Source organism: Spirillospora sp. NPDC000708, from assembly GCF_040299565.1.
Classification (GTDB): domain Bacteria; phylum Actinomycetota; class Actinomycetes; order Streptosporangiales; family Streptosporangiaceae; genus Spirillospora.
On record NZ_JBEPCJ010000018.1, the window covers coordinates 34,789 to 59,816 of the forward strand.

General features: G+C 71.2%; 22 protein-coding genes. 17 read left to right on the plus strand and 5 right to left on the minus strand.

Annotated elements, in window-relative coordinates; genetic code table 11:
• The first annotated feature begins 123 nt into the window (after positions 1-123).
• The 16 genes from ABT299_RS15460 (at position 124) to ABT299_RS15535 (ending at position 18,566) form a co-directional block, all read left to right on the plus strand.
• On the plus strand, positions 124-1,380 hold the full coding sequence (locus ABT299_RS15460) for a geranylgeranyl reductase family protein (protein WP_190867958.1): 1,257 nt from the start codon (positions 124-126) through the stop codon (positions 1,378-1,380).
• Positions 1,381-1,621: 241 nt separating this feature from the next.
• Positions 1,622-1,981 carry an NADH-quinone oxidoreductase subunit A gene (locus ABT299_RS15465; protein WP_173096814.1) on the plus strand — a complete coding sequence of 120 codons (360 nt, stop codon included), beginning with the start codon at positions 1,622-1,624 and terminating at the stop codon, positions 1,979-1,981.
• Position 1,982: 1 nt separating this feature from the next.
• Positions 1,983-2,531 (plus strand): NuoB/complex I 20 kDa subunit family protein, encoded by a 549-nt coding sequence (locus tag ABT299_RS15470; protein ID WP_151543251.1) that lies wholly within the window; start codon positions 1,983-1,985, stop codon positions 2,529-2,531.
• On the plus strand, positions 2,532-3,278 hold the full coding sequence (locus ABT299_RS15475) for an NADH-quinone oxidoreductase subunit C (RefSeq protein WP_190867956.1): 747 nt from the start codon (positions 2,532-2,534) through the stop codon (positions 3,276-3,278). It begins immediately after the preceding gene.
• A complete protein-coding gene (locus tag ABT299_RS15480; RefSeq protein ID WP_194737719.1) occupies positions 3,275-4,621 on the plus strand; it encodes an NADH-quinone oxidoreductase subunit D in 1,347 nt (448 codons plus the stop codon). Before ABT299_RS15475 ends, ABT299_RS15480 begins: the two co-directional genes overlap by 4 nt.
• A complete protein-coding gene (nuoE, locus tag ABT299_RS15485; protein ID WP_500251151.1) occupies positions 4,618-5,400 on the plus strand; it encodes an NADH-quinone oxidoreductase subunit NuoE in 783 nt (260 codons plus the stop codon). The genes ABT299_RS15480 and nuoE overlap by 4 nt, the downstream gene beginning before the upstream one ends.
• Positions 5,397-6,695 (plus strand): NADH-quinone oxidoreductase subunit NuoF, encoded by a 1,299-nt coding sequence (gene nuoF / locus ABT299_RS15490; protein ID WP_190867952.1) that lies wholly within the window; start codon positions 5,397-5,399, stop codon positions 6,693-6,695. Before nuoE ends, nuoF begins: the two co-directional genes overlap by 4 nt.
• The gene (locus ABT299_RS15495) at positions 6,692-9,157 is read left to right on the plus strand and encodes an NADH-quinone oxidoreductase subunit G (protein WP_387029297.1); all 2,466 of its coding nucleotides are present in this window, start codon (positions 6,692-6,694) and stop codon (positions 9,155-9,157) included. The genes nuoF and ABT299_RS15495 overlap by 4 nt, the downstream gene beginning before the upstream one ends.
• Entirely contained in the window at positions 9,154-10,503 is a 1,350-nt protein-coding gene (gene nuoH / locus ABT299_RS15500; RefSeq protein ID WP_500251152.1) for an NADH-quinone oxidoreductase subunit NuoH, read from the plus strand. The genes ABT299_RS15495 and nuoH overlap by 4 nt, the downstream gene beginning before the upstream one ends.
• Complete coding sequence (gene nuoI, locus ABT299_RS15505) at positions 10,490-11,101, plus strand: NADH-quinone oxidoreductase subunit NuoI (protein ID WP_190867946.1); 612 nt, start codon at positions 10,490-10,492, stop codon at positions 11,099-11,101. The genes nuoH and nuoI overlap by 14 nt, the downstream gene beginning before the upstream one ends.
• On the plus strand, positions 11,098-12,051 hold the full coding sequence (locus ABT299_RS15510; RefSeq protein WP_500251153.1) for an NADH-quinone oxidoreductase subunit J: 954 nt from the start codon (positions 11,098-11,100) through the stop codon (positions 12,049-12,051). The genes nuoI and ABT299_RS15510 overlap by 4 nt, the downstream gene beginning before the upstream one ends.
• Positions 12,048-12,347 carry an NADH-quinone oxidoreductase subunit NuoK gene (gene nuoK / locus ABT299_RS15515; protein ID WP_173096805.1) on the plus strand — a complete coding sequence of 100 codons (300 nt, stop codon included), beginning with the start codon at positions 12,048-12,050 and terminating at the stop codon, positions 12,345-12,347. Before ABT299_RS15510 ends, nuoK begins: the two co-directional genes overlap by 4 nt.
• 10 nt (positions 12,348-12,357) lie before the next feature.
• Positions 12,358-14,274, plus strand: coding sequence for an NADH-quinone oxidoreductase subunit L (gene nuoL, locus ABT299_RS15520; RefSeq protein ID WP_500251154.1), 1,917 nt, complete (start codon positions 12,358-12,360; stop codon positions 14,272-14,274).
• Positions 14,271-15,860 (plus strand): NADH-quinone oxidoreductase subunit M, encoded by a 1,590-nt coding sequence (locus ABT299_RS15525; protein WP_500251155.1) that lies wholly within the window; start codon positions 14,271-14,273, stop codon positions 15,858-15,860. Before nuoL ends, ABT299_RS15525 begins: the two co-directional genes overlap by 4 nt.
• Positions 15,857-17,515, plus strand: coding sequence for an NADH-quinone oxidoreductase subunit NuoN (gene nuoN / locus ABT299_RS15530; RefSeq protein ID WP_500251156.1), 1,659 nt, complete (start codon positions 15,857-15,859; stop codon positions 17,513-17,515). The genes ABT299_RS15525 and nuoN overlap by 4 nt, the downstream gene beginning before the upstream one ends.
• 10 nt (positions 17,516-17,525) lie before the next feature.
• The gene (locus ABT299_RS15535) at positions 17,526-18,566 is read left to right on the plus strand and encodes a polyprenyl synthetase family protein (RefSeq protein WP_387029304.1); all 1,041 of its coding nucleotides are present in this window, start codon (positions 17,526-17,528) and stop codon (positions 18,564-18,566) included.
• A gap of 3 nt (positions 18,567-18,569) precedes the next feature.
• Here ABT299_RS15535 and ABT299_RS15540 read toward each other — a convergent pair whose 3' ends face one another.
• Positions 18,570-19,808 carry an MFS transporter gene (locus tag ABT299_RS15540; protein WP_500251157.1) on the minus strand — a complete coding sequence of 413 codons (1,239 nt, stop codon included), beginning with the start codon at positions 19,806-19,808 and terminating at the stop codon, positions 18,570-18,572.
• A 94-nt stretch (positions 19,809-19,902) separates the two neighbouring features.
• Between ABT299_RS15540 and ABT299_RS15545 the strand changes: the two genes are divergently transcribed.
• Entirely contained in the window at positions 19,903-20,841 is a 939-nt protein-coding gene (locus tag ABT299_RS15545; protein ID WP_500251158.1) for a LysR family transcriptional regulator, read from the plus strand.
• On the opposite strand, the gene ABT299_RS15550 is transcribed toward ABT299_RS15545, so the two are convergent.
• From ABT299_RS15550 to ABT299_RS15565, 4 genes are read right to left on the minus strand one after another with little or no spacing between them, the layout of a single operon-like run.
• Positions 20,838-21,464: a GTP-binding protein gene (locus ABT299_RS15550; protein ID WP_190867933.1), complete on the minus strand. Its 627-nt coding sequence runs from the start codon at positions 21,462-21,464 to the stop codon at positions 20,838-20,840. The two genes, ABT299_RS15545 and ABT299_RS15550, sit on opposite strands and share 4 nt — an antisense overlap.
• Positions 21,445-21,873 (minus strand): DUF742 domain-containing protein, encoded by a 429-nt coding sequence (locus ABT299_RS15555; RefSeq protein WP_190867931.1) that lies wholly within the window; start codon positions 21,871-21,873, stop codon positions 21,445-21,447. The genes ABT299_RS15550 and ABT299_RS15555 overlap by 20 nt, the downstream gene beginning before the upstream one ends.
• Positions 21,870-22,295: a roadblock/LC7 domain-containing protein gene (locus tag ABT299_RS15560; protein WP_190867929.1), complete on the minus strand. Its 426-nt coding sequence runs from the start codon at positions 22,293-22,295 to the stop codon at positions 21,870-21,872. Before ABT299_RS15560 ends, ABT299_RS15555 begins: the two co-directional genes overlap by 4 nt.
• Complete coding sequence (locus ABT299_RS15565; protein ID WP_500251159.1) at positions 22,292-24,757, minus strand: sensor histidine kinase; 2,466 nt, start codon at positions 24,755-24,757, stop codon at positions 22,292-22,294. Before ABT299_RS15565 ends, ABT299_RS15560 begins: the two co-directional genes overlap by 4 nt.
• Positions 24,758-25,028 lie beyond the last annotated feature (271 nt).

Consider the following 25,028-nt stretch of genomic DNA (forward strand, 5'->3'; position numbering starts at 1 on the left):
GGGTACGGGACCGGTCCAAAACTGAACCGGCCCAGAAGTACCCACCGGTCGTGATAAAGGAATAGACTCCCCACCGGATCCTTGTGAAGTACTTCACAAGCGAACGAGCTAAAGAGGAACGCCGTGACCGACTCCACCCGACACGCGGACGTGATCGTCGTCGGGGCAGGCCCCGCCGGATCGTCGACCGCCTACTGGCTCGCGCAGGCCGGGCTGGACGTGCTCCTGCTGGAGAAGGCCACCTTCCCGCGCGACAAGATCTGCGGCGACGGCCTCACCCCGCGCGCGGTCCGCGCGCTCATCGGGATGGGCGTCGACATCAACGACCCCGGCTGGGGGCGCAACAAGGGGCTGCGCATCTACGGCGGCGGCGTGAAGGTGGAGCTGCCCTGGCCGGAGCTCGCGAGCTTCCCCGACTTCGGCCTGGTCCGCAAGCGCACCGACCTCGACCAGCTGCTCGCCGAGCACGCCGCGAAGGCCGGCGCCCGGCTGCTGCAGGGCTGCACCGTGACCGGCCCGATCCTGGACGAGCGCACCGACCGGATCAAGGGCGTCACCGCCCGGTACGAGGACGAGGACGTCGAGTTCCACGCGCCGCTGGTCGTCGCGGCCGACGGCAACTCCACCCGGCTGTCGCTGGCGATGGGCCTGCGCCGCCGCGAGGACCGCCCGATGGGCGTCGCCGTCCGGCGCTACTTCCAGACGCCGCGCCACGACGACGAGTACATGGAGGCGTGGCTCGAACTGTGGGACGGCGAGCGCCTGCTCCCCGGCTACGGCTGGGTGTTCGGCGTCGGCGACGGCACGTCCAACGTCGGGCTCGGCCTGCTCAACACCAGCAAGGCGTTCCAGAACGTCGACTACCGGGGCATGATGCGGCGCTGGTGCGCGCAGATGCCGGAGGACTGGCAGTTCGACGAGGAGCACGCGACCTCGAAGATCCGCGGCGCGGCGCTGCCGATGGGCTTCAACCGGCAGCCGCACTACACCCGCGGGATGCTGCTGGTCGGCGACGCCGGCGGCATGATCAACCCGTTCAACGGCGAGGGCATCGACTACGCGCTGGAGTCCGGCCGGCTGGCCGCTGACATCATGGTGCAGGCACTGGCCCGGCGCACCCCTGCGCAGCGCGAGCGGACCCTGTACGAGTACCCGCGCATCCTGAAGGACGAGCACGGCGGCTACTTCACACTGGCCCGCGTGTTCGTGCAGGCCATCGGCGACCCGCGGATCATGAAGTTCCTGACCGCGCACGGCCTGCCGCACCCCACCCTCATGCGGTTCACCCTCAAGCTGCTCGCCAACCTGACCGACCCGAAGGGCGGCGACGCGATGGACCGGGTCATCAACGCGATGCAGAAGGTGGCGCCGGCGGCATGAGCGAGTTCCGGATGCTCCCGCAGATATCGCTGTTCGCCGCGAAGTCGCAGGTGAGCGGACTACAGTGCATTACCCGACCCCCTGAGGGGAGTGCTATTGATCACCTTGGCTAGGGTGGCGACCCGTGCTCGTGAGAATTTTCACGAGCGTGCGAAGGGTCACGCCGCCGAGGCGCGCCGGTCCGGCCCCGGACCCCGCGCCCCGTACAGCGTCGTACGTACCGAGGAGGGGCGGTAGAGACATGGATCTCTATGTTCCGATCATCGTGCTGGGAGCGCTCGCCGCCGTCTTCGCCGTCGGCTCGGTGGCGATGGCCTCGCTCACCGGCCCGAAGCGCTGGAACCGCGCGCGGCTGGACGCCTACGAATGCGGCATCGAACCGACCCCGCAGCCGGTCGGCGGCGGGCGGTTCCCCGTCAAGTACTACCTGACGGCGATGCTGTTCATCGTCTTCGACATCGAGATCATCTTCCTGTACCCGTGGGCCGTCGCCTTCGACCACATGGGCATGTTCGGCCTCGTGGAGATGGTCCTTTTCATCGTCACCGTTCTCGTCGCCTACGCCTACATCTGGCGTCGCGGCGGTCTGGAGTGGGACTGACATGGGTCTTGAGGAGAAACTCCCCAGCGGGTTCCTGCTGACGACGGTCGAGCAGGTCGCGGGCTGGGCGCGCAAGAGCTCGGTGTGGCCGGCGACGTTCGGCCTGGCGTGCTGCGCGATCGAGATGATGGCGACCGGCGACCCGCGGCACGACTTCTCCCGGTGGGGGATGGAGCGCGCCTCCGCGACGCCGCGGCAGGCCGACCTGATGATCGTCGCGGGCCGGGTGAGCCAGAAGATGGCCCCGGTGCTGCGGCAGATCTACGACCAGATGACCGAGCCCAAGTGGGTCATCGCGATGGGCGTGTGCGCCTCGTCCGGCGGCATGTTCAACAACTACGCGATCGTGCAGGGCGTCGACCACATCGTCCCGGTGGACATCTACCTGCCCGGCTGCCCGCCGCGGCCGGAGATGCTGCTGGACGCGATCCTCAAGCTGCACGACAAGATCCAGAACACCAAGCTCGGCCCGCAGCGCAAGAAGCAGATCGTCGAGCTGGAAGAGGCCAAGCGCCGCCAGCTGCCGCTGCTGGGACAAGGAACGGTTTAGATGTCTTCCGAGAACCCTGAGCAGAGGGCCGAGCAGGGCGCCGACCAGCTGCCCGCGCAGGCCGAGGAGGAGCGCCGCGAGCAGCCGATCGCCCGCACGGGCATGTTCGGCGCCAAGACGACCGGCGACACCTCCGGATACGGGCGGCTGGTCATCCGGCAGAGCCCGAAGGTCACCGCGCCGCGCCCCTACGGCGGGCCCGGCGGCGCCGCCGAGGCCGGCGAGTTCGACGAGATCGCCGACGAGCTGGAGCGCGCGCTCCCCGACTTCGGCGACGCGATCGAGCGCGTCGTCGTGCACCGCGGCGAGCTGACGTTCTTCGTCAAGCGCGAGCGGCTCCTGGACGTCGCGCGCACCATGCGGGACGAGCCGACGCTGCGCTTCGAGCTGTGCTCCGGCGTCTCCGGCGTGCACTACCCGAAGGACGAGGGCGCCGAGCTGCACGCGGTCGTGCACCTGCTGTCGATCACCCACAACCGGCGCGTGCGGCTCGAGGTCACCTGCCCGGACGCCGACCCCCACGTCCCGTCGCTGGTGCCGGTGTACCCGACGTGCGACTGGCACGAGCGCGAGACCTACGACTTCTTCGGGATCGTCTTCGACGGTCATCCGGCCCTCACCCGCATCGAGATGCCCGACGACTGGGTCGGCCATCCGCAGCGCAAGGACTACCCGCTCGGCGGCATCCCCGTCGAGTACCGAGGCGCGGAGATCCCCCCGCCGGACGAAAGGCGGTCGTACGTATGAGCTCCACGAAGTACACCGAGTACGACGCCTACGCCGCCGAGGAGGCGGCCGAGGGCCGCGTGTTCGACGTCAACGGCCAGGACTGGGACCAGGTCGTCGCGGGCGCCGAGGACCTCGGGGACGAGCGCCTCGTGGTCAACATGGGCCCGCAGCACCCGTCCACGCACGGCGTCCTGCGGCTGATCCTCACGCTCGACGGCGAGACCGTCGACGACTGCCGGGTGGGCATCGGGTACCTGCACACCGGCATCGAGAAGAACATGGAGTACCGCACCTGGACGCAGGGCACCACGTTCTGCACGCGCATGGACTACCTCGCGCCGATCTTCAACGAGACGGCGTACTGCCTGGGCGTGGAGAAGCTGCTGGACGTCACCGACCAGGTGCCGGAACGGGCCCAGATCATCCGCGTGATGATGATGGAGCTGAACCGGATCTCCTCCCATCTGGTCGCCATCGCCACGTTCGGCCTCGAACTGGGCGCGACGACCGTCATGCTGAACGGCTTCATCGAGCGCGAGTACACCCTTGACCTCTTCGAGGAGATCACGGGTCTGCGGATGAACATGGCGTACGTCCGTCCGGGCGGCGTTGCCCAGGACCTGCCGAGCGGTGCGCTCAGCAAGATCCGCGACTATCTCGACCGGATGCCCAAGCGGATCCAGGCGATGCGGAAGCTGATGGACGCCAACCCCGTCTATCTGGCCCGGACCAGGGACATCGCGTATCTCGACCTTACCGGGTGCATGTCGCTGGGCATCACCGGCCCCATGCTTCGCGCGACCGGTCTGCCGTGGGATCTGCGCAAGTCGCAGCCCTACTGCGGCTACGAGACCTACGACTTCGAGGTCGCGACGCAGGACACCTGCGACGTGTACGGCCGCTATCTCGTGCGGATGCAGGAGATGGAGGAGTCGCTGAAGATCGTCGAGCAGTGCGTGGAGCGGCTGCAGCGGGTCAAGGGCCCGGTGATGATCGAGGACAAGAAGATCGGCTGGCCGGCGCAGCTCGCGATCGGCGCGGACGGGATGGGCAACTCGCCCCGGCACATCGCGCACATCATGGGCACCTCGATGGAGGCGCTGATCCACCACTTCAAGCTGGTGACGGAGGGCTTCCGGGTGCCGGCGGGGCAGGCGTACTCGCACATCGAGTCGCCGCGGGGCGAGCTCGGCGCGCACGTGGTCAGCGACGGCGGCACCCGCCCGTACCGCGTGCACTTCCGCGAGCCGTCCTTCGTCAACCTGCAGGCCGTGCCCGCGATGGCCGAAGGCGGCATGGTCGCCGACGTCATCGCCGCGGTGGCCAGCATCGACCCGGTCATGGGGGGAGTGGACCGATGACGTTCGAACCGGAGGTGCGCGAGCGCCTCGAACGCGACGCCAAGCAGATCATCGGCCGGTATCCGAAGCCGCGGTCGGCGCTGCTCCCGCTGCTGCACCTGGTGCAGTCGGAGGAGGGGCACGTCTCGCAGGACGGCATCGAGTTCTGCGCCGAGCAGCTCGGCATCACGCCGGCCCAGGTGACGGGCGTGTCGACGTTCTACACGCAGTACAAGCACGAGCCGGTCGGCGAGTTCCACGTGGGCGTGTGCATCAACACGCTGTGCGCGGTGATGGGCGGCGACCAGATCTGGCAGGAGCTGACCGAGCACACCGGGGTCGGGCACGACGAGGCCACCCCGGACGGCAAGGTCAGCCTGGAGCGGATCGAGTGCAACGCGGCCTGCGACTTCGCGCCGGTGATGATGGTCAACTGGGAGTTCTTCGACAACATGACTCCCGAGAAGGCCAAGCGGCTGGTCGACGACCTGCGCGCCGGTAAGGAAGTGCTTCCTTCGCGCGGCCCGAACAAGCTGTGCAGCTGGAAGGACGCGTCCCGGGTGCTCGCCGGGTTCCCCGACGGCCGCGCCCACGAAGGCGTGCAGGCCGGGCCCGAGTCGCTGCGCGGCCTGGAGTTGGCCAAGCAGCGCGGCTGGGAGGCGCCGTCCGCCGACACCGGCCGGGAGGCGCCCGAGGAGCCGGTCCAGGCGCGGGAGATCACCGATCCGCCGCCCAACGAGCCGGGCAAGCCGATCGGCGGCGACGTGAAGCCGGGCAGCCAGGAGGGGCGGAACCAGTGACCACGCTCACCCCGATCCTCACGAAGAACTGGGACCAGGCCGACTCGTTCACCCTCGCGGGCTACGAGCGCGAGGGCGGCTACCGGGCGCTGCGCAAGGCGCTCGGGATGGCGCCGGACGACATCGTCCAGATGGTCAAGGACTCCGGCCTGCGCGGCCGCGGCGGCGCCGGGTTCCCCACCGGCATGAAGTGGGGGTTCCTGCCCGCCGAGAGCCCGAACCCGCGCTACCTCGTCGTCAACGCCGACGAGTCCGAGCCGGGGACCTGCAAGGACATCCCGCTGATGATGGCGAACCCGCACGTCCTCGTGGAGGGCGTCATCATCAGCTCGTACGCCATCAAGTCGAACCAGGCGTTCATCTACGTGCGCGGCGAGGTGCTGCACGTGATCCGCCGGCTGCAGCAGGCGGTCGCCGAGGCGCGCGAGGCCGGCTACATCGGCACGGACATCCTCGGCTCCGGCTACGACCTGGACGTGGTCGTGCACACCGGCGCCGGCGCCTACATCTGCGGCGAGGAGACGGCGCTGCTGGACTCCCTCGAAGGGTTCCGCGGTCAGCCCAGGCTCAAGCCCCCCTTCCCGGCGGTCTCGGGCCTGTACGGCGGCCCCACCGTCATCAACAACGTCGAGTCGATCTCATCGGTTCCCTCGATCGTGGAGAACGGCGCCGACTGGTTCACCTCGATGGGCACCGAGAAGTCCGCGGGCTACGGGATCTTCTCGCTGTCCGGGCACGTCACCCGGCCCGGGCAGTACGAGGCGCCGCTCGGCATCACGCTGCGGGAGCTGCTCGACATGGCGGGCGGGATCCGCGCGGGGCACCGGCTGAAGTTCTGGACGCCCGGCGGGTCGTCCACCCCGATCTTCACCGACGAGCACCTGGACGTGCCGCTGGACTTCGAGTCCGTCGGCGCCGCCGGGTCGATGCTCGGCACCCGCGCCCTGCAGATCTTCGACGAGACGACCTGCGTCGTCCGCGCGGTGCTGCGCTGGTCGGAGTTCTACGCGCACGAGTCGTGCGGCAAGTGCACGCCGTGCCGCGAGGGCACCTACTGGTACAAGCAGATGCTCAAGCGGCTGGAGGCCGGCCAGGGCAAGGAAGAGGACCTGGAGACGCTCCTCGACCTGTCCGACAACATCCTCGGCCGCTCGTTCTGCGCCCTCGGCGACGGCGCGACGAGCCCGGTGGTCTCGTCGATCAAGCTGTTCCGGGACGAGTACCTCCAGCACTTCGAGCAGGGCGGCTGCCCGTTCGACCCGGCCAAGTCCACCCTCTGGGGAGGTGCGAAGTGACCGTCACCGACGACAAGTCGGCGGTGGAGAAGCCGGTCGAGATGGTCTCCTGCACCATCGACGGCTTCGAGATCGAGGTGCCGAAGGGCACGCTGATCATCCGGGCCGCCGAGCTGCTCGGCATCCAGATCCCGCGGTTCTGCGACCATCCGCTGCTGGACCCGGTCGGGGCCTGCCGGCAGTGCCTGGTGGAGATCCCCGACGCCGGCAACGGGCGCGGCATGCCGAAGCCGCAGGCGTCCTGCACCACCACGGTGATGCCCGGGATGGTCGTCAAGACCCAGCTCACCTCGCCGGTCGCCGACAAGGCGCAGCACGGCGTGATGGAGCTGCTGCTGATCAACCACCCGCTGGACTGCCCGATCTGCGACAAGGGCGGCGAGTGCCCGCTGCAGAACCAGGCGATGTCCAACGGGCGCGGCGAGTCCCGGTTCGTCGAGACCAAGCGGACGTTCCCCAAGCCGATCCCGCTGTCCAGCCAGGTGCTGCTGGACCGGGAGCGCTGCATCCAGTGCGCCCGCTGCACCCGGTTCTCCGACCAGATCGCCGGCGACGCGTTCATCGACCTGCTCGACCGCGGCGCGAAGGAGCAGGTCGGCACCGCCGAGGGCAAGCCGTTCCAGTCCTACTTCTCCGGCAACACCGTGCAGATCTGCCCGGTCGGGGCGCTGACCGGCGCCGCGTACCGGTTCCGGTCCCGGCCGTTCGACCTGGTGTCGCAGCCGAGCGTCTGCGAGCACTGCGCGTCCGGCTGCGCGCTGCGCACCGACCACCGGCGCGGGAAGATCACCCGCCGGCTGGCCGGGGACGACCCGCAGGTCAACGAGGAGTGGAACTGCGACAAGGGCCGCTGGGCGTTCACCTACGGGACGCGCCCCGAGCGGCTCACGCACCCGCTGATCCGCAACGCCGACGGCGAGCTGGAGCCGGCGTCGTGGCCGGAGGCGCTGACCGTCGCGGCCCGCGGGCTGTCGGCGGCGCGCGGCTCCGCGGGCGTGCTGACCGGCGGCCGGGTCACCCTCGAGGACGCCTACGCCTACGCCAAGTTCGCGCGGATCGCGCTCGGCACCAACGACGTCGACTTCCGCGCCCGGCCGCTGTCGGACGAGGAGACGCGGTTCCTCGCCTCCTCCGTCGCGGGCCGCCCGATCGAGGTGTCCTACGCCGACCTGGAGAAGGCGCCCGCGGTCGTCCTCGCCGGCTTCGAGCCGGAGGAGGAGTCCCCGATCGTGTTCCTGCGGCTGCGCAAGGCGTTCCGCAAGAACGGGCTGAAGGTGTTCGGGATCGCGCCGTTCGCGACGCGCGGCCTGCGGAAGGTCGGCGGGACGCTGCTGGCGACGGCGCCCGGCTCGGAGTCGGAGACGCTCGGCTCGCTGATCGGCGACCCGTCGCGCGCCGGCGTCCGCGCCCTGCTGGAGACGCCCGGCGCCGTCATCATGCTGGGCGAGCGGCTCGCCGCCAGCCCCGGCGCGCTGACCGCGGCGGTCCGGCTGGCGCAGGTGACCGGGGCCCGGCTGGCGTGGGTGCCGCGCCGGGCCGGGGAGCGCGGCGCGATCGAGGCCGGCGCGCTGCCCGGGCTGCTGCCGATCGGCCGCCCCGTCACCGACCCGGAGGCGCGCGCGGAGGTCGCCCGCGCCTGGGGCGTCGCGGACCTGCCCGCCGGGCCCGGCGAGGACACCGCCGGGATCATCGCGGCGGCCGCCGCCGGACGGCTCGGCGCGCTGCTGGTCGGCGGCGTCGACCCCTACGACCTGCCCGACCCGGACGCGGCGCTGCGGGCGCTCGACGCCACCCCGTTCGTGGTGAGCCTGGAGCAGCGGCCGAGCGCGGTCACCGACCGCGCCGACGTGGTGCTGCCCGTCGCGGCCGTCGCCGAGAAGGCCGGCACGTTCGTCGACTGGGAGGGCCGCGGCCGCCCGTTCGACGTCGTGCTGAAGTCCGCCGGGAAGATGTCGGACCTGCGGGTCCTGCAGTCGCTGGCCGACGAGATGGACGTCCACCTCGGGCTCCCGGGCCCGGAGGCGGCGCGGCGGGAGCTGGCGCAGCTCGGCGCCCACCGCGGCGAGCGGCCGGAGCCGCCGGACGTCGCGCCGGCGCTGCCGCCGCACCCCGAGCAGGGCGAGGCGCTGCTGGCGACCTGGCGGCTGCTGCTGGACCGGGGCCGGCTGCAGGACGGCGAGCCGTTCCTCGCGGGCACCGCGAAGGCGGCGGTGGCCCGGCTGTCGCCCGCGACCGCGGCGGAGATCGGCGCGACCGCGGCGGTCACGGTGTCGGGGCCGCGCGGCGAGGTGACGCTCCCGCTGGAGATCACCGCCGACCTGCCCGACCGGGTGGTGTGGCTGCCGACGAACTCGGCGGGCTGCGCGCTCCACCGGGACCTGGGCGCGGCGGCGGGCGGCGTCGTCAAGATCGCGAGCGGGGTGCTCGCCCGCCCGACCGAGAACGCGGGAGGTACCCGATGAGTCCGCTTGCGGCGCCCGCCGCCGATCCCACCCTCGCCACGTTCGGCAAGGACCCGTGGTGGCTGATCGGCGGCAAGGTGCTGGTCATCTTCGTCTTCCTGGTGCTGACCGTCCTGCTGTCGATGTGGGTCGAGCGGCGGGTCATCGGGCGGATGCAGCTGCGCGTCGGCCCGAACCGCGCCGGGCCCCAGGGCCTGCTGCAGGGCCTGGCCGACGGCGTGAAGCTGGCGCTGAAGGAGGACATCGTCCCCCGCCAGGTCGACAAGGTCGTGTTCGTCCTCGCGCCGGTGATGTCGGCGGTGCCGGCGTTCATCTCGTTCATCATCATCCCGTTCGGCCCGACGGTGTCGATCTTCGGGCACCACACCGCGCTGCAGGGCACCGACCTGCCGGTCGCGGTGCTGCTGGTGCTGGCGATGTCGTCGATGGGCATCTACGGGATCGTGCTGGCGGGCTGGTCGTCGATGTCGCCGTACTCGCTGCTCGGCGGGCTCCGCTCGTCCGCGCAGATGATCTCCTACGAGATCGCGATGGGGCTGTCGTTCGTCGCGGTGTTCATGTTCGCCGGGTCGATGTCCACCTCGGAGATCGTCGCCAAGCAGGACCACATCTGGTTCGCGGTGCTGCTCGCCCCGTCGTTCGTGGTCTACGTGATCACGATGATGGGCGAGTCGAACCGCATCCCGTTCGACCTCCCCGAGGGCGAGGGCGAGCTGGTCGGCGGCTTCCACACCGAGTACTCGTCGCTGAAGTTCGCGATGTTCTTCCTCGCCGAGTACATCAACCTCGCGACGCTGTCGGCCCTCGCCACCACGCTGTTCCTCGGCGGGTGGCGGGCGCCCGCGCCGATCTCCACCGTCTGGTCGGGGGCCAACTCCGGCTGGTGGCCGGTGCTGTGGTTCCTGGTCAAGCTGTGGCTGTTCATCTTCTTCTTCATCTGGCTGCGCGGCTCGCTCCCGCGGGTGCGCTACGACCAGCTGATGAAGCTCGGCTGGAAGATCCTGATGCCGGTCTCGCTGGCCTGGATCCTGCTGGTGTCGACCATCAAGGCGTTCAAGAACGACGGCTACGACATCCAGCAGATCCTGTGGATCACCGCCGGGGTCATCGCCGTGGTGCTGGTGATCACGGTGGTCTGGGAGATGGTCCGCGGCGGCGACGGCGGCGAGATCGTCCCGGGTGCGGAGCGGCCGGCGCCCGGCGCGCCGCAGGGCGACCCGTTCGCCGGCGGGTTCCCGGTGCCGCCGATGGACGCCCCCCACTACCACGGCCGGGCCCGCGACGAGCCGGCCCGCCCGGCCACGATCGAATCCGCCTCTGAGGAGGTCACCAGTGGGACTCACTGATTTCCTGAATCCGGTCAAGGGGTTCGGGGTCTCGTTCCACCAGATGTTCATGAAGAGCGAGACCGTTCAGTACCCCGAGGTGAAGAAGCCGACCGCCCCGCGCTTCCACGGGCGGCACCAGCTCAACCGGTGGCCGGACGGCCTGGAGAAGTGCATCGGCTGCGAGCTGTGCGCCTGGGCGTGCCCCGCCGACGCCATCTTCGTCGAGGGCGCCGACAACACCGAGGACGAGCGGTACTCGCCCGGCGAGCGGTACGGCCGCACCTACCAGATCAACTATCTGCGGTGCATCTTCTGCGGCCTGTGCATCGAGGCGTGCCCGACGCGGGCGCTGACGATGACCAACGAGTACGAGCTCGCCGACGACAGCCGCGAGAGCCTGATCTACACCAAGGACATGCTGCTCGCCCCGCTGCGCGAGGGCATGGAGACGCCGCCGCACGAGATGCGGCTCGGCGACACCGAGGAGGACTACTACCGCCTCGGCCTCCAGCCCGAGGACGCGGCGCCGACCGTCCCCGCCGAAGGCGGCGGACGGGCGAGCGCCGACAGCGCGGTGAAGCGGGAGAAGGCGGCCAAGGGCGGTGAGGGCAAGTGAGCGCCGCGCTCTCCGCCGACCACCTCGCCGCCGCGCACGTGCTGGCCGGGCACGTCGCCGACAAGCAGTCGGGTGAGCCGTTCTTCTTCTGGCTGCTCGCAGTCGTGTCGGTCTGCGCCGCGCTCGGCATGATCCTGGTCCGCAAGGCGGTGCACTCGGCGCTGCTGCTGGCGACCGTGATGCTCTGCCTCGCCGCGATGTACGCGATCCAGAACGCGCCGTTCCTGGCGTTCGTCCAGGTGATCGTCTACACCGGCGCGGTGCTGATGCTGTTCCTGTTCGTGCTGATGCTCGTCGGCGTCACCTCCACCGACTCGCTGGTGGAGACGATCAAGGGCCAGCGGTTCTGGGCGGTCATCGTCGCGATCGGGTTCATCGTGCTGCTCGGCACCGGGCTCGGCAACGCCGCGCTCGGCGACTCCGCCGGGCTGAAGGCCGCCAACGCCGACGGCAACGTCCTCGGCCTCGCGCGGCTGCTGTTCACCAAGTACGTGTTCGCGTTCGAGGCGACCAGCGCGCTGCTGATCACCGCGGCGCTGGGCGCGATGGTGCTGGCGCACCGCGAGCGGACCGAGCCGAAGCCGACGCAGAAGGACCTGTCCAAGCAGCGGTTCGCGTCCGGCGCGCACCCGGGCCCGCTGCCCGGCCCCGGCACCTACGCGCGGCACAACGCCGTCGACATGCCGGCGCTGCTGCCGGACGGGACGCCGTCGGAGCTGTCGATCAACCCCGTCATCGCGGCCCGCACCGACACCTCCGAGCGCCACGCCGACCTGTACGGCGGGACCGAGCAGGGCGCGGTCGACGAGGACGTCGCCGCGGTCAAGGCGGCCACCGAAGAGGCGAAGGACGCGGACGCCGAGTCGCGCGTCGTCAGGGCCGGGACACCGGCCGCCGGCGGGTCCGGCGGCGGCTCGGCCAACGAGCGTGAAGGCGAGGCTGGTCAATGAGTCCGGGGCACTACCTGGCGCTCTCGGCGATCCTGTTCACCATCGGCGGTCTCGGCGTCCTCGTGCGCCGCAACGCGATCGTGGTGTTCATGTGCGTCGAGCTCATGCTGAACGCCACGAACCTCGCGTTCGTGACGTTCTCCCGCATGCACGGCACCCTCGACGGCCAGATCATCGCGTTCTTCGTGATGGTGGTGGCGGCGGCGGAGGTCGTGGTCGGCCTGGCGATCATCATGACCATCTTCCGGACCCGCAGGTCCTCGTCGGTGGACGACGCGAACCTGCTGAAGTACTGAGAGGTCGGGGATGAAAGCGGAAGGCATCCAGGCCGCGTCCTGGCTTCTCATCGCGCTGCCCCTGGTGGGCGCCGCGATCCTCCTGCTGGGAGGGCGGCGCACCGACAAGTGGGGGCACCTGCTCGGCGTGGCGACGCCGGTGGCGTCGTTCGCCATCGGCGTCGCGATGCTCGTCCAGATGCTCGGGTACGACGACGCCGCGCGCCGCCGCACCGTGCACCTGTGGGACTTCATCAGCGTCGGCGGATTCAAGATCGGCATGGACCTGCTGGTGGACCCGCTGTCCATCAGCTTCGTGCTGCTGATCACCGGGGTGGGCTCGCTCATCCACGTCTACTCCGTCGGCTACATGGCCGAGGACCCCGACCGGCGCCGGTTCTTCGCCTACCTGAACCTGTTCGTCGCGGCGATGCTGCTGCTGGTGCTCGGCGGCAACTTCCTCGTGCTGTTCCTCGGCTGGGAGGGCGTGGGCCTCGCCTCGTACCTGCTGATCGGGTTCTGGCAGCACAAGCCGACCGCGGCGACCGCGGCGAAGAAGGCGTTCGTCGTCAACCGCGTCGGCGACATGGGGCTGATCATCGCGATCGCGCTGATGTTCTCCACGTTCGGCACCGTCGACTTCGGGCCGATCCTCGGCGCGGGCGCCGAGCACGCCGGGCTCGCCGCCAAGCTGAGCACCGGCACCGCGACCGCGATCGGGCTGCTGCTCCTGCTCGGCGCGTGCGGCAAGTCGGCGCAGCTCCCGCTGCAGTCCTGGCTGCTGGACGCGATGGAGGGCCCGACCCCGGTGTCGGCGCTCATCCACGCGGCGACGATGGTGACCGCGGGCGTCTACCTGATCGTCCGGTCCGGGCCGATCTTCGAGATGTCCGACACCGCGCAGCTGGTGGTGACGATCGTCGGCGCGGCCACGCTGCTCGCCGGTGCGATCATCGGTTGCGGCAAGGACGACATCAAGAAGGCCCTCGCCGGGTCGACGATGTCGCAGATCGGCTACATGACGCTCGCCGCCGGCCTCGGCCGGCCCGGCTACGTGTTCGCCATCGCGCACCTCATCGCGCACGGCTTCTTCAAGGCGGGCCTGTTCCTCGGCGCCGGCTCGGTCATGCACGGCACCAACGACGACGTGAACATGCGCCACTACGGCGCGCTGCGCGGCGTCATGATGGCGACGTACGTGACGTTCGGGCTCGGGTTCCTCGCCATCATCGGGTTCCCGTTCCTGTCCGGCTGGTTCACCAAGGACGCCATCATCGAGGCCGCGTTCGACAAGGGCGGCACGTCCGGCGCGATCCTCGGCGTCTGCGCCGTCATCGGCGCGGGCATCACCGCGTACTACATGTCGCGCGTGATGATCATGACCTTCTTCGGCGAGAAGCGCTGGGAGGAGGGCGTGCACCCGCACGAGTCGCCCAAGGTGATGACGATCCCGCTGATGCTGCTGGCGGTCGGCTCGGTCTTCGCCGGCGGATGGCTGATCCTCGGCGGGTTCTCCGACTTCCTGGAGCCCGTCACCGGCAAGCCGGCGCACGCGGAGTCGTTCAAGTGGGTCACGCTGCCGGGCATCGTGGTCCTCGTCCTGATGGTCGCCGGTTTCGCGATCGCGTGGATGCAGTACGGGCGCCGTCCCGTGCCGCGCGAGGCGCCCAAGGGGTCGTTCGTCACCGTCGCGGCCCGCAAGGACCTGTACGGCGACGCCCTCAACGAGTCGCTGCTGATGCGGCCCGGCCAGTGGCTGACCCGGCTCGCGGTCTGGCTCGACGGGCGCGGCGTCGACGGCGCCGTCAACGGGCTCGCCGCCCTCATCGGCGGCACGTCCGGCCGGTTCCGCCGCATCCAGACCGGCTTCGCCCGTTCCTACGCACTCTCGATGTTCTTCGGCGCAGCCCTTGTGGTGGCCGCCCTCCTGGTGGTGAACGTGTCATGAGTGACTTTCCCTGGCTGAGCGTCCTCATCGCGCTGCCGCTGCTGGGCGCCGTCGCGGTCAGCGTGCTGCCGCGCGACAACGAGCCGCTCGTCAAGTGGTTCTCGTTCGGCGTCTCCCTCGTCGTCGCCGCCCTCTCGATCGGTATGGCGGCCGGCTTCGACGCGGGCGGCGACCGGTTCCAGTTCACCGAGAAGTACTGGTGGATCAAGGAGTTCGGGATCCACTGGGCGCTCGGCGTCGACGGCGTCGCGCTGGTGCTGATCCTGCTGTCGGTCATCCTCGTCCCGCTCGTCATGCTGGCGTCCTGGACGGACGACGAGCGGTCCGGCGGGGTGGACGTCCCGGCGAAGCGGTCCGTGAAGACCTACTTCGCGCTGCTGCTGTCCCTCGAGGCCGCGATGATCGGCGTCTTCGCGGCGACCGACGTGTTCCTGTTCTACGTCTTCTTCGAGGCGATGCTCATCCCGGTGTACTTCATCATCGGGCACTACGGCGGCGGCGCCGCCCGCGAGCGCTCCTACGCCGCGGTGAAGTTCCTGCTGTACTCGCTGTTCGGCGGGCTGCTGATGCTCGTCTCGGTCATCTGGCTGTACCCGCTGTCGAACAAGCCGGTCAGCGAGGGCGGCCTCGGCCACGGCACCTTCATGTTCCAGGAGCTGCGCGGCCTGCACGTCGACCCGACCACCGCCAAGTGGCTGTTCCTCGGCTTCTTCGTCGCGTTCGCGATCAAGGCGCCGATGGTGCCGGTGCACACCTGGCTGCCGACCGCGGCGCAGCAGTCGCCGCCCGGCGCGCTCGTCCTGATCGTCGGCGTGCTCGACAAGGTCGGCACCTACGGGATGCTGCGGTTCTGCCTGGAGCTGTTCCCCGGCGCGTCCAAGTGGGCCACGCCCGCCGTGCTCGTGTTCGCGGTGATCAGCATCATCTACGGCGCGATCCTCGCGATCGGGCAGGTCGACCTGAAGCGGCTCATCGCCTACACGTCGGTGTCGCACTTCGGGTTCATCGTGCTCGGCATCTTCGCGATGACGTCGCAGGGCCAGTCCGGCGCCGCGCTGTACATGGTGAACCACGGCTTCTCCACCGGCGCGCTGTTCCTGCTCGTCGGCTTCATGATCGTCCGGCGCCGGTCGGCGAAGATCACCGACTTCGGCGGGGTGCAGAAGGCGGCACCGGTGCTCGCCGGGACGTTCCTCGTCGCCGGCCTGTCCGGGCTCTCGCTGCCCGGCCTGTCGCCGTTCGTGTCGGAGTTCCTGGTGCTGGTCGGCACGTTCAGCCGCTACAAGGTGGCCGCGTGCTTCGCCGTGACCGGCGTCGTCCTCGCCGCCATCTACGTCCTCTGGATGTACCAGCGGACGATGGGCGGCCCGAAGGTCCCGGCCGTCGAGGGCATGAAGGACCTCACGGCCCGCGAGAAGTGGGCCGTCGCCCCGATCATCGCGATCATCGTGGCGATGGGCTTCTTCCCGCAGCCGGTGCTGCATGTGATCAACCCGTCGGTGAAGGAGACGCTCGCCCGTGTCGACCGGCACGACCCGGCGCCGACGCTCACCGGTAACGTCGCCGAGAACGGAGCCCGTCCATGAGCCCTGCCAGTCACGTGAGCGCGGTGCTCCCCAGCGGGGTGCTCGCCCAGGGGGGTGACATCCCGGCGCCGCACATCGAGTACAGGCAGATCGGCCCGCTGCTGCTCGTCCTCGGCATCGCCGTCGCGGGCGTCCTCGTGGAGGCGTTCGTCGGCCGCACCTGGCGGTACGCGGTCCAGGTACCGGTCGCGTTCCTCGGCCTCGTCGGCGCGTTCGTGTGGACGATCAGGATCGGCCTCGGCCTCACCAACCAGCCGCCGTGGGTGTGGACGATCAACCACGCCCGGCGCGTGCACCCGCACCACGTCGCTGCGCAGGGCGCCCTCGGCGTTGACGGCCCCGCCCTGTTCATCCAGGGCACCATCCTCATCCTCGCCCTGGTCAGCCTGCTGCTGATCGCCGAACGCGGCAGCGGCCGCAGCGGCGTCGGCGGCGGCCACTTCGCCGCGCAGGCGTCCGCGCTGCCGGGCAGCGAGGCGGAGCAGCGCAGCACTGCCGCCGGGATCACCCAGACCGAGGTGTTCCCGCTGATGATGTTCGCGGTCGCGGGCATGATGATGTTCCCCGCCGCCAACGACCTGCTCACCATGTTCGTGGCGCTGGAGGTCATGTCGCTGCCGCTGTACCTGCTGTGCGGCCTCGCCCGCCGGCGGCGGCTGCTCTCCCAGGAGGCGGCCGTCAAGTACTTCCTGCTCGGCGCGTTCTCCTCCGCGTTCTTCCTGTACGGGACGGCGCTGCTGTACGGCTACGCCGGCTCGGTCCGGCTGTCGGACATCTCCGCGCAGGTCAGCAAGGACGCCGGCAGCGAGACGCTGCTGCTGGCGGGCGTCGCGCTGCTGTCGGTCGGGCTGCTGTTCAAGCTCGGCGGCGTCCCGTTCCACATGTGGAAGCCGGACGTCTATCAGGGCGCCCCGACCCCGATCACCGCGCTGATGGCGTCGTGCACGGTCGTCGCCGCGTTCGGCGGGATCCTCCGCGTGTACTACGTCGGGTTCGAGACGCTGAAGTGGGACTGGCGGCCCTACATGTGGGGCGTGGCGATTCTCACGATGGTGGTCGGCGCGATCATCGCGATCACGCAGTCCGACATCAAGCGGATGCTGGCGTACTCCTCCATCGCGCACGCGGGCTTCCTGCTCATGGGCGTCGTCGCCACGTCGCGCGACGGCCTGTCCAGCACGATGTTCTACCTCGTCGCCTACGGGTTCACCTCCATCGGCGCCTTCGCGGTCGTCACGATGGTGCGCGACGCCGGCGGCGAGGCCGGGCACCTGTCGCGCTGGGCGGGGCTCGGCAAGCGCTCCCCGGTCGTCGCCGGGGTGTTCGCCTTCTTCCTGCTCGCCTTCGCCGGCATCCCGCTGACCAGCGGGTTCACCGGCAAGTTCGCGGTGTTCAAGGCCGCCGTCGAGGGCGGCGCGACCCCGCTGGTCGTGGTCGGCGTCATCTCCTCCGCGGTGGCCGCCTTCTTCTACGTGAAGGTGATCGTCGTGATGTTCTTCAGCGAGCCGGAGGCGGACGGCCCCGTCGTCGTCGCCGGGCCGGCGACCGCGGCTGCGGTGGCGCTCGGCGCGACGGCTACTGTGGTACTCGGCGTGATCCCGCAACCCGTTCTGGACCTCGCGGGCCACGCAACGACCTACATGTTCGTCCACTAGGGAGTCTTGGGTGAGCGACCCAATCGCTGAGAGGTCCGGCGGGCCGGCTCGACAGGAGTCCGGCCCGTTCGGGCTTCCCGTCGACTCGGCCCTCGCGGCCGACGCCAGGGAGCGCCTGGCCGCAGTCGAGGAACTGCTGCTGGAATCCGTGCGGGGCGAGGACCCGCTGCTCACCCAGGCCTCCAAGCACCTCGTCGAGGCGGGGGGCAAGCGGTTCCGGCCGATGCTGGTGCTGCTCGCCTCCCACTTCGGAGACCCGGCCGCGCCCGGTGTGGTGCCCGCCGCCGTCGTCGTGGAGCTGACCCATCTCGGCACCCTCTACCACGACGACGTGATGGACGAGGCGACCGTCCGGCGCGGCCAGGCGTCCGCGAACTCCCGCTGGACGAACACCGTCGCGATCCTCACCGGCGACTACCTGTTCGCCCGCGCGTCGGACCTGCTCGCCGACCTCGGCCCGGAGGCCGTCCGGATCCAGGCCCGCGCGTTCGCCCGGCTGGTGCGCGGCCAGATCCAGGAGACCGTCGGCCCCGCCGAGGACGCCGACCCCCTCAAGCACTACCTCCAGGTCGTCGCCGACAAGACCGCGTCCCTCATCGTGGTGTCCGGCCAGTTCGGCGCGCTGCTGTCGGGGGCCCCCGCCCGCGTCGTCGACACCATCACCTCCGCCTGCGAGAAGATCGGCATCGCGTTCCAGCTGTCGGACGACATCCTCGACATCGAGTCCGAGACCGAGGAGTCCGGCAAGACCCCCGGCACCGACCTCCGCGAAGGCATCCGCACCCTCCCGATGCACCACGTCCTCGCCGGCGTCGGCTCCGGCCCCGACGACGCCCGGCTGCGCGAGCTGCTCGTCCAGGACCTGTCCGGCGACGAGTTGCACGCCGAGGCCCTCGCCCTCCTGCGCGCCCACCCCGCCATGGACCTCGCCCGCGCCGACCTGCGCCAGTACGCGGAGGACGCGCGTGCGGAATTCCTCACCCTCCCCGCCATCCCCGCCCGCGACGCGTTCACCGGCCTCTGCGACTACGTGGTGTCGCGCACCGGCTGACGGCTACGGCCGCCGGTCCGGCACGCCCTGGGGGCGCGCCGGGACCGGCGCCGGGGCCGGCCGGTCGTCCCGTTCCGCCCGGCGGCCGAGCACTGCGGCGGCGGCCAGGGCGACGCCGCCCAGTGACCCGCCGAGCCACAGGGCACCCGACTCCCCGGTGGCGTCGGCCACGCGCCCGCCCGCCAGCGCCCCGATCGAGATGGCGACGTTGAACGCGGCGACGAACAGCGCCGACGCCGGCTCAGCGGCGTGCGGAGGCGCGGCACGCAGCAGCCAGGTCTGCAAGGTGACGGACACACCGCCGTAGGCGGCGCCCCACAGCACCAGCAGCACGATCGCCGGGAGCGGAGCCCGTCCGACGACGGGGAACAGCAGCACGGCCGGCGCGAGCACCGCGGCGAGCGCCAGGAGGGTGCGGCGCGGGCCGCGCGCGGCGGCGGTCCCGGCGGCGAAGTTCCCGGCGACGCCCGCGACGCCGTACAGCAGCAGCAGGGTGCTGACCAGGTCCGGGGCCACGCCGGACACCCGCTCCAGCACCGGACGCACGTAGGTGTACGCCGCGAAGTGGCCGGTGACCAGCAGGAGCGTCACCACCAGCCCGGCCCGCGCACGCGGGGCGCGCAGCACCCGCGGCACGTTCCGCAGGCCCGCCGGGCCGGTTCCGGGCAGCGGCGGCAGCAGCACGGCGAGCGCCGCGCAGGCGGCCAGGGACAGCGCGCCCGCGACGGCGAACGCGGCGCGCCAGCCCGCGAGGTCGCCGACCAGCGTGCCGGCGGGGACGCCCACCACCGACGCGACCGAGATCCCGCCGAAGACCACCGAGGTGGCGGCCCCGGCGGAGCGCTCCGGCACCAGCCGCGCCGCGAGCCCGCCCGCGATCGCCCACACCCCGCCGATCGCGACGCCGACCAGGACCCGCGACGCCAGCAATGCGGGCAGTCCGGGCGCGGCGGCCGAGCCGAGGTCGGCCGCCGCCAGCAGGCCCGCCAGCGCGGCCAGCACGGCGCGGCGGTCCAGCCGCGCGGTGGCAGCGGACAGCGCGGGCGCGCAGAGCGCGGCGACCAGGCCGGGCGCGGTCATCGCCAGCCCGGCCGTGCCCGCGGACGTACCGAGGTCCGGGCCGATCGAGGTCAGCAGCCCCATCGGCAGCATCTCGCTGGTGACGACGAGGAACGTGGCCGCGGCGACCGCGAGCACCGCGGGCCAGCCGCCCCGGGGCGGGGAGTCGGGAGGAACCGTCATGCCGTCGACCCTGGTCCGGCGGCGCACCGGGAACAACGGCGAAGATCGCATCCTTCTATGAGCGAGGCTCATCGATCGGCGACGGGGGAGCGACGTGCCGGAACTGGAGGCCCGGGAGCTGGAGTGCTTCCTCGTCCTCGGCGAGGAACTGCACTTCGGGCGGACGGCGGAACGCCTGTACCTCTCCCAGAGCCGCGTCAGCCAGCTCCTGCGCTCCCTGGAGTCGCGGATCGGAGCCCGGCTCGTGGAGCGCACCAGCCGCCGCGTCCGGCTGACCCCGCTCGGCGCGAGCCTGAGAGACGAGCTGGCGCCCGCCTACACGGCCCTCCTCGACGTCGTCGAGGCGGCCCGCGCCCGGGCCCGCGGCGTCGACGGCGTGCTGCGGATCGGCTTCGTCGGATCGCTGGACGAGGACCTGACCGGCCTCGTCCGCGCGTTCGAGCGCGACCATCCCGGCTGCGAGGTGCGGACCGTCGAGGTGCCGCTCGCCGACCCGTTCGGGCAGGTACGCGACGGGGACGTGGACGCCGCGATCGTGCTGGCGCCGGTGCGGGAACCCGGACTGGTCCCCGGCCCCGCGTTCTCGGAGGCGCCGCTCAGCCTCGCCGTCCCGGCCCGCCATCCGCTCGCGGACCGCCCGTCGGTCCCCGCCGAGGAACTGGCCGGGCACCCGCTCATCCGGATCGCCGGACCGGCCCCGCGGTACTGGCGCGACGTGCAGTCGCCGACGGCGACGCCCGGCGGCCGCGCGATCCCGTCCGGGCCGGCCGCGGGCACGATCCAGGAGGCGCTGGCGATGGTCGCCGCAGGACGTGGCGCGATGCCGCTGTGCCTCCCGACAGCCCGCCGCCACGTCCGCGGCGACGTCGTCTTCGTCCCGCTCACCGGCCTGCCCGACTCGGCGCTCACCCTCGTCTGGCACCGCGACCGCGCCACCGCGCGCGTCCGCGCCTTCGCCCGGGCGGTCGCCGGGGCCGTCCAGGACGAGGCCCCGGACGCCCCCGGCCGAGGCGCCGGGGCCGTCCGGGGTTAGGCGCCCTGCGACTCCAGCGCGGGGAGCCCCCGGTACTTCATCGCGTGCAGGACCAGGTCGATGAGCACCTGCTTGCAGGAGTCGAGACGGCGGGCGTCGCAGAGCATGACCGGAACCTTCGGGCCCAGGTTCAGCGCCAGCTGGATCTCCGCGAGGTCGTACTGCCGGGCGCCCTCGAAGCAGTTGACCGCGACGACGAACGGGGTGCCGCGGCGCTCGAAGTAGTCGACGGACGGGAAGCAGTCCGACAGCCGGCGGGTGTCGGCGAGGACGACGGCGCCGAGCGCGCCGAGCGACACCTCGTCCCACATGAACCAGAACCGCTCCTGCCCGGGGGTGCCGAACAGGTACAGGACGTAGTCGTCGCGGAAGGTGAGGCGCCCGAAGTCCATCGCGACCGTGGTGGTCTTCTTGCGCTCCACCCCGGAGACGTCGTCGACACCGACGCTCTCGTCGGTGAGGATCTCCTCGGTGCGCAGCGGCCGCGTCTCGGAGACCGTGCCGACCATCGTCGTCTTGCCGACCCCGAAACCGCCCGCGATCACGATCTTGACCGCGGTGGGCATCCGGCGGGCGCGCGCGTCATGCCGCCCGCCCCCGGCGTCAGAGAGCCCGGAGACCATCGATCACCGCCTTGTAGAGCCTGATGTCGTGCATGTCCGCCTCCGGTTCGGGCTCCTGCATCGTGACGAGCCCCTTGCCGAGCAGGTCGCCGAGCAGCACCCGCACGGTGGCCACCGGAAGGTCGAGGTGGCCGGTCAGCTCGGCGACCGACATCACCTGCTGGCAGAGCCGGATGATCGCCAGGTGCTCGGGGCCGAGGCCGATCGGGCCCTCCGGCTCCGGCCCGGCCGCCACCACCAGGGTGATCAGGTCGAACTTGCCGTGTACGGGCTCGATGCGGCCGCTCGTCATCACGTACGGGCGCACCATCGGGCCGGCGCTCTCGTCGTAGATCCGCTCATGGCCGGGGGTGTGCAGCGCGGGGTCCTGCGGCCAGGGCTCCTGCCCCGGCTCCTCGGGCGGCATCATGCGGGCCGGCCCTCCTCCGCCGCCTCCGATCGCGACGGCGAGGTGAGATGGTGGCCCATGCTCGTGACGAGCATCGCCATCTCGTAGGCGATGAGGCCCACGTCGGCCTCCTCACCGGCCAGCACCGCCAGGCAGGCGCCCTTGCCGGCGACCGACACCAGCAGGAACGCCGACTGCATCTCGACGATCGTCTGCCGGACGGGGCCGCCGCCGAACCGGGTGCCCGCGCCCTTGGCGAGGCTCTGGATGCCCGCCGCCACGGCGGACAGGTGCTCGCCGTCGTCCTGGCTCATGCCCGCCGAGGAGGCCATCAGCAGGCCGTCGGCGGACAGCACCACCGCGTTGCGCGCGTGCGGCAACCGATGGACCAGGTCGTCCAGCAAAAAACCCAGATCGGATGAAGAACCGGTCTTCTGCGTCACTGACCTTCCTCGCCTTCCGCTGCTTGATTGCCGAGGGCCTCGGCCGCGTCCGACCGGCCCTGCCGGGTGCCGCGCTGGTACGAGCCCATGATCCGCTGGATCTCCTCGGGCGAGCGGCCCGGGTCGTCCGGTTCGTCGTGCTCATCGGAGACGAGCGGTTCGTCCGTGCGCAGCGGTTCGGCGAGGTTCGCCTGCGGCACGCGGACCGGCAGGCCGGACGGTGTGGTGGAGATGTCGGGCACGGGTGGCAGGTCCTCCGGCTGGGTCGGTTCGGGATGCCCGCCGCCGGTTCCGGTGAGGCCGGATGAGAGGGACGCGGCGCCGTCGGGGGAGCTCGCCTCGTCCGCGGGGGGCTCGTCCTGCCGTCGGGGCAGGCCATGTTCTGGGGAGTCGCCGCCGGGGGCGCCCCCGGACCGCGGGACCGGCGCGCCGGCCGGGTCCGGTGCGTCCGCCGGCTCCGGCGCGGGCGGGGGCACCGCGACCAGCGCGGGCCCGGACGGCGCCGGCTGCGGCCCGGTGCCGCCGGCGGTGAGCGCCGCCGCGCCGCCGGAACGGCCCGCGCCGACCGCGGTGGGCTGGCGCACCTCCAGCCCGTTCTGCGTCGTGGTGGCCGCCGCCGGCGCCGGACGGGTCCGGTCGCCCTCCTCGACGACCAGGTCCTTGGGGATGACGACGACCGCGGTGGTGCCGCCGTAGGCGGACCGCTTCAGCTGGACGCGCAGCCCGTACCGCTCGGCGAGCTTGCTGACCACGAACAGGCCGAGCTGCACCGAGCTCTGCAGGTTGAAGTCCGGCGGGTCGTCGATCCGCGCGTTGATCTCGGCGAGCTTCTCGTCGGTCATGCCGAGCCCGCGGTCCTCGATGTCGATGGCGAAGCCGTTCGCGACGAGGTGGCCGCCGACCTGCACGACCGTATCCGGCGGGGAGAACGACACGGCGTTCTCGATCAGCTCGGCGAGCAGGTGGGTGACGTCGCCGACCGCGCGTCCGGCCAGCTCGACCGGGCCGAACGGCAGCACGGTGACGCGGGTGTAGTCCTCGACCTCGCCGACCGCGGCGCGCACGACGTCGATCATCGGGACCGAGCTGCGCCAGCCGCGGGCGGGCAGCGCGCCCGACAGCACGATGAGGTTCTCCGCGTTGCGCCGCATCCGGGTGGCGAGGTGGTCGAGCCGGAACAGCTCCTCCAGCTCCTTGACCTCGATGTCGCGGCGGCGCTCCATGGTGTCCAGCATGGTCAGCTGCCGGTGCACGAGCGTCTGGGTGCGGCGGGCCAGGCTGAGCAGGACGTCGCGGATGCCGCGGCGCAGTTCCGCCTGCTCGACGGCGGTGCGGATCGCGGTCTCCTGGACGGCGTTGAACGCGCGTCCCACCTGCCCGATCTCGTCGCTGCCGAACTGCAGCGGCGGCGCCTCCACCGACACGTCCACCTTCTCGCCGTGCCCGAGGCGCTCGACGACGCCGGGCAGCCGCTGCTCGGCCAGCTCCCACGCGGCGATGCGCAGCCGTTCGAGCTGCCGGACGAGGGCGCGCGCCGTGGTGATCGACACGACGATGGACGCGATGACCGCGAGAAGCCCGAGACCACCGGCGAGGAGCAGCCGCAGGATGACGCCGGCGGCGATCGGCTTCGCGCGGTCGACGAGGCGGTCACCGCCCGCCTGGATGCTCGCGCGGACCTCGCTCAGCGCGGGCGTCGCCGCGGTCGTCCACTGGTCGAGGGTGACCGCGGGCCGGGTCACGGTGTGCGGCGGCTTCCCGGAGGTGATCCGCCGGTTCTGCATGATCTGGTCTTCGAGCGACTGGACCTGGGCGAGCTTCGCGTTCTTCGTCAGCGCGTTGTAAAGGGTGCCGTCCGAATCCTGAATGGCGATGAGCGCGGCGGAGATGTTGTGCCGGCGCGTGCCGACCATCTGCGTGAAGGTGATGAGCTCGGACTGGCTGAACCGGCCCGCCGTGAGAGATCCCGCGACCATCGCGTCTTCCTGCGAAAGCAGTTCCCACGTGCGGTTGAGCTCGACTTCGGTCCGGGTGTCGCTGGCGAAGTCCTTGTCGTCCAGCGTGGCCAGAGAATCGTAGACGCGGAAAATGGACTCGATGACGTCGGAATATCCGGCGGCGATTCGGGTTCGGTCGGCGCCGTGCGCGTCGACCGTGCGGCGGATGGCGTCCACCCCGCGCAACCTGCCGACCATCTCGTCGATGCGGTGCTCGAGCAGGTCGCCCGCGAACCATTTCACCTTTCCGGCGCGAGCCTTCTTGATCGCCTCGGCGCTCGCGTCATCGGTGCGCGCCCGCTGCGCGGCCAGGGCGCTGCGGACCGACGCGCTCGGCCGGGAGAATTCGATCATGGACAGCCGGCGCTCCTTCTGGAGCTCGGCCAGCAGCGGGTCGGTCGGCTGGGCGATCGCGCTGTCCAGGGTCGTGACGCCGAGCAGATTGACGCCTTCTCGCAGGGTCACCCAGGCCGCGAAAATCCAGAGCGCGGTCAGGGAGAGCAACAGCGCCGTGATCTTGGTTCGCAGGCGCGAGTTGCGGAAGCGCATTACAATCGCCCCAACAATATGTGAATTGGCTCGCAACCGGTAACGCATGGCGTTTCGCGGGTGCGAGCCTGCTGGTGTCGTGGTCCGCAGGGGCGGCGGCTAGTCGCCGTTCCATACGGCGTAGAAGACTAGCAACAGGGCGATACCCCCTCAAGGTGAATCGTCAACGCGCTCGGTTTTGTCGCAT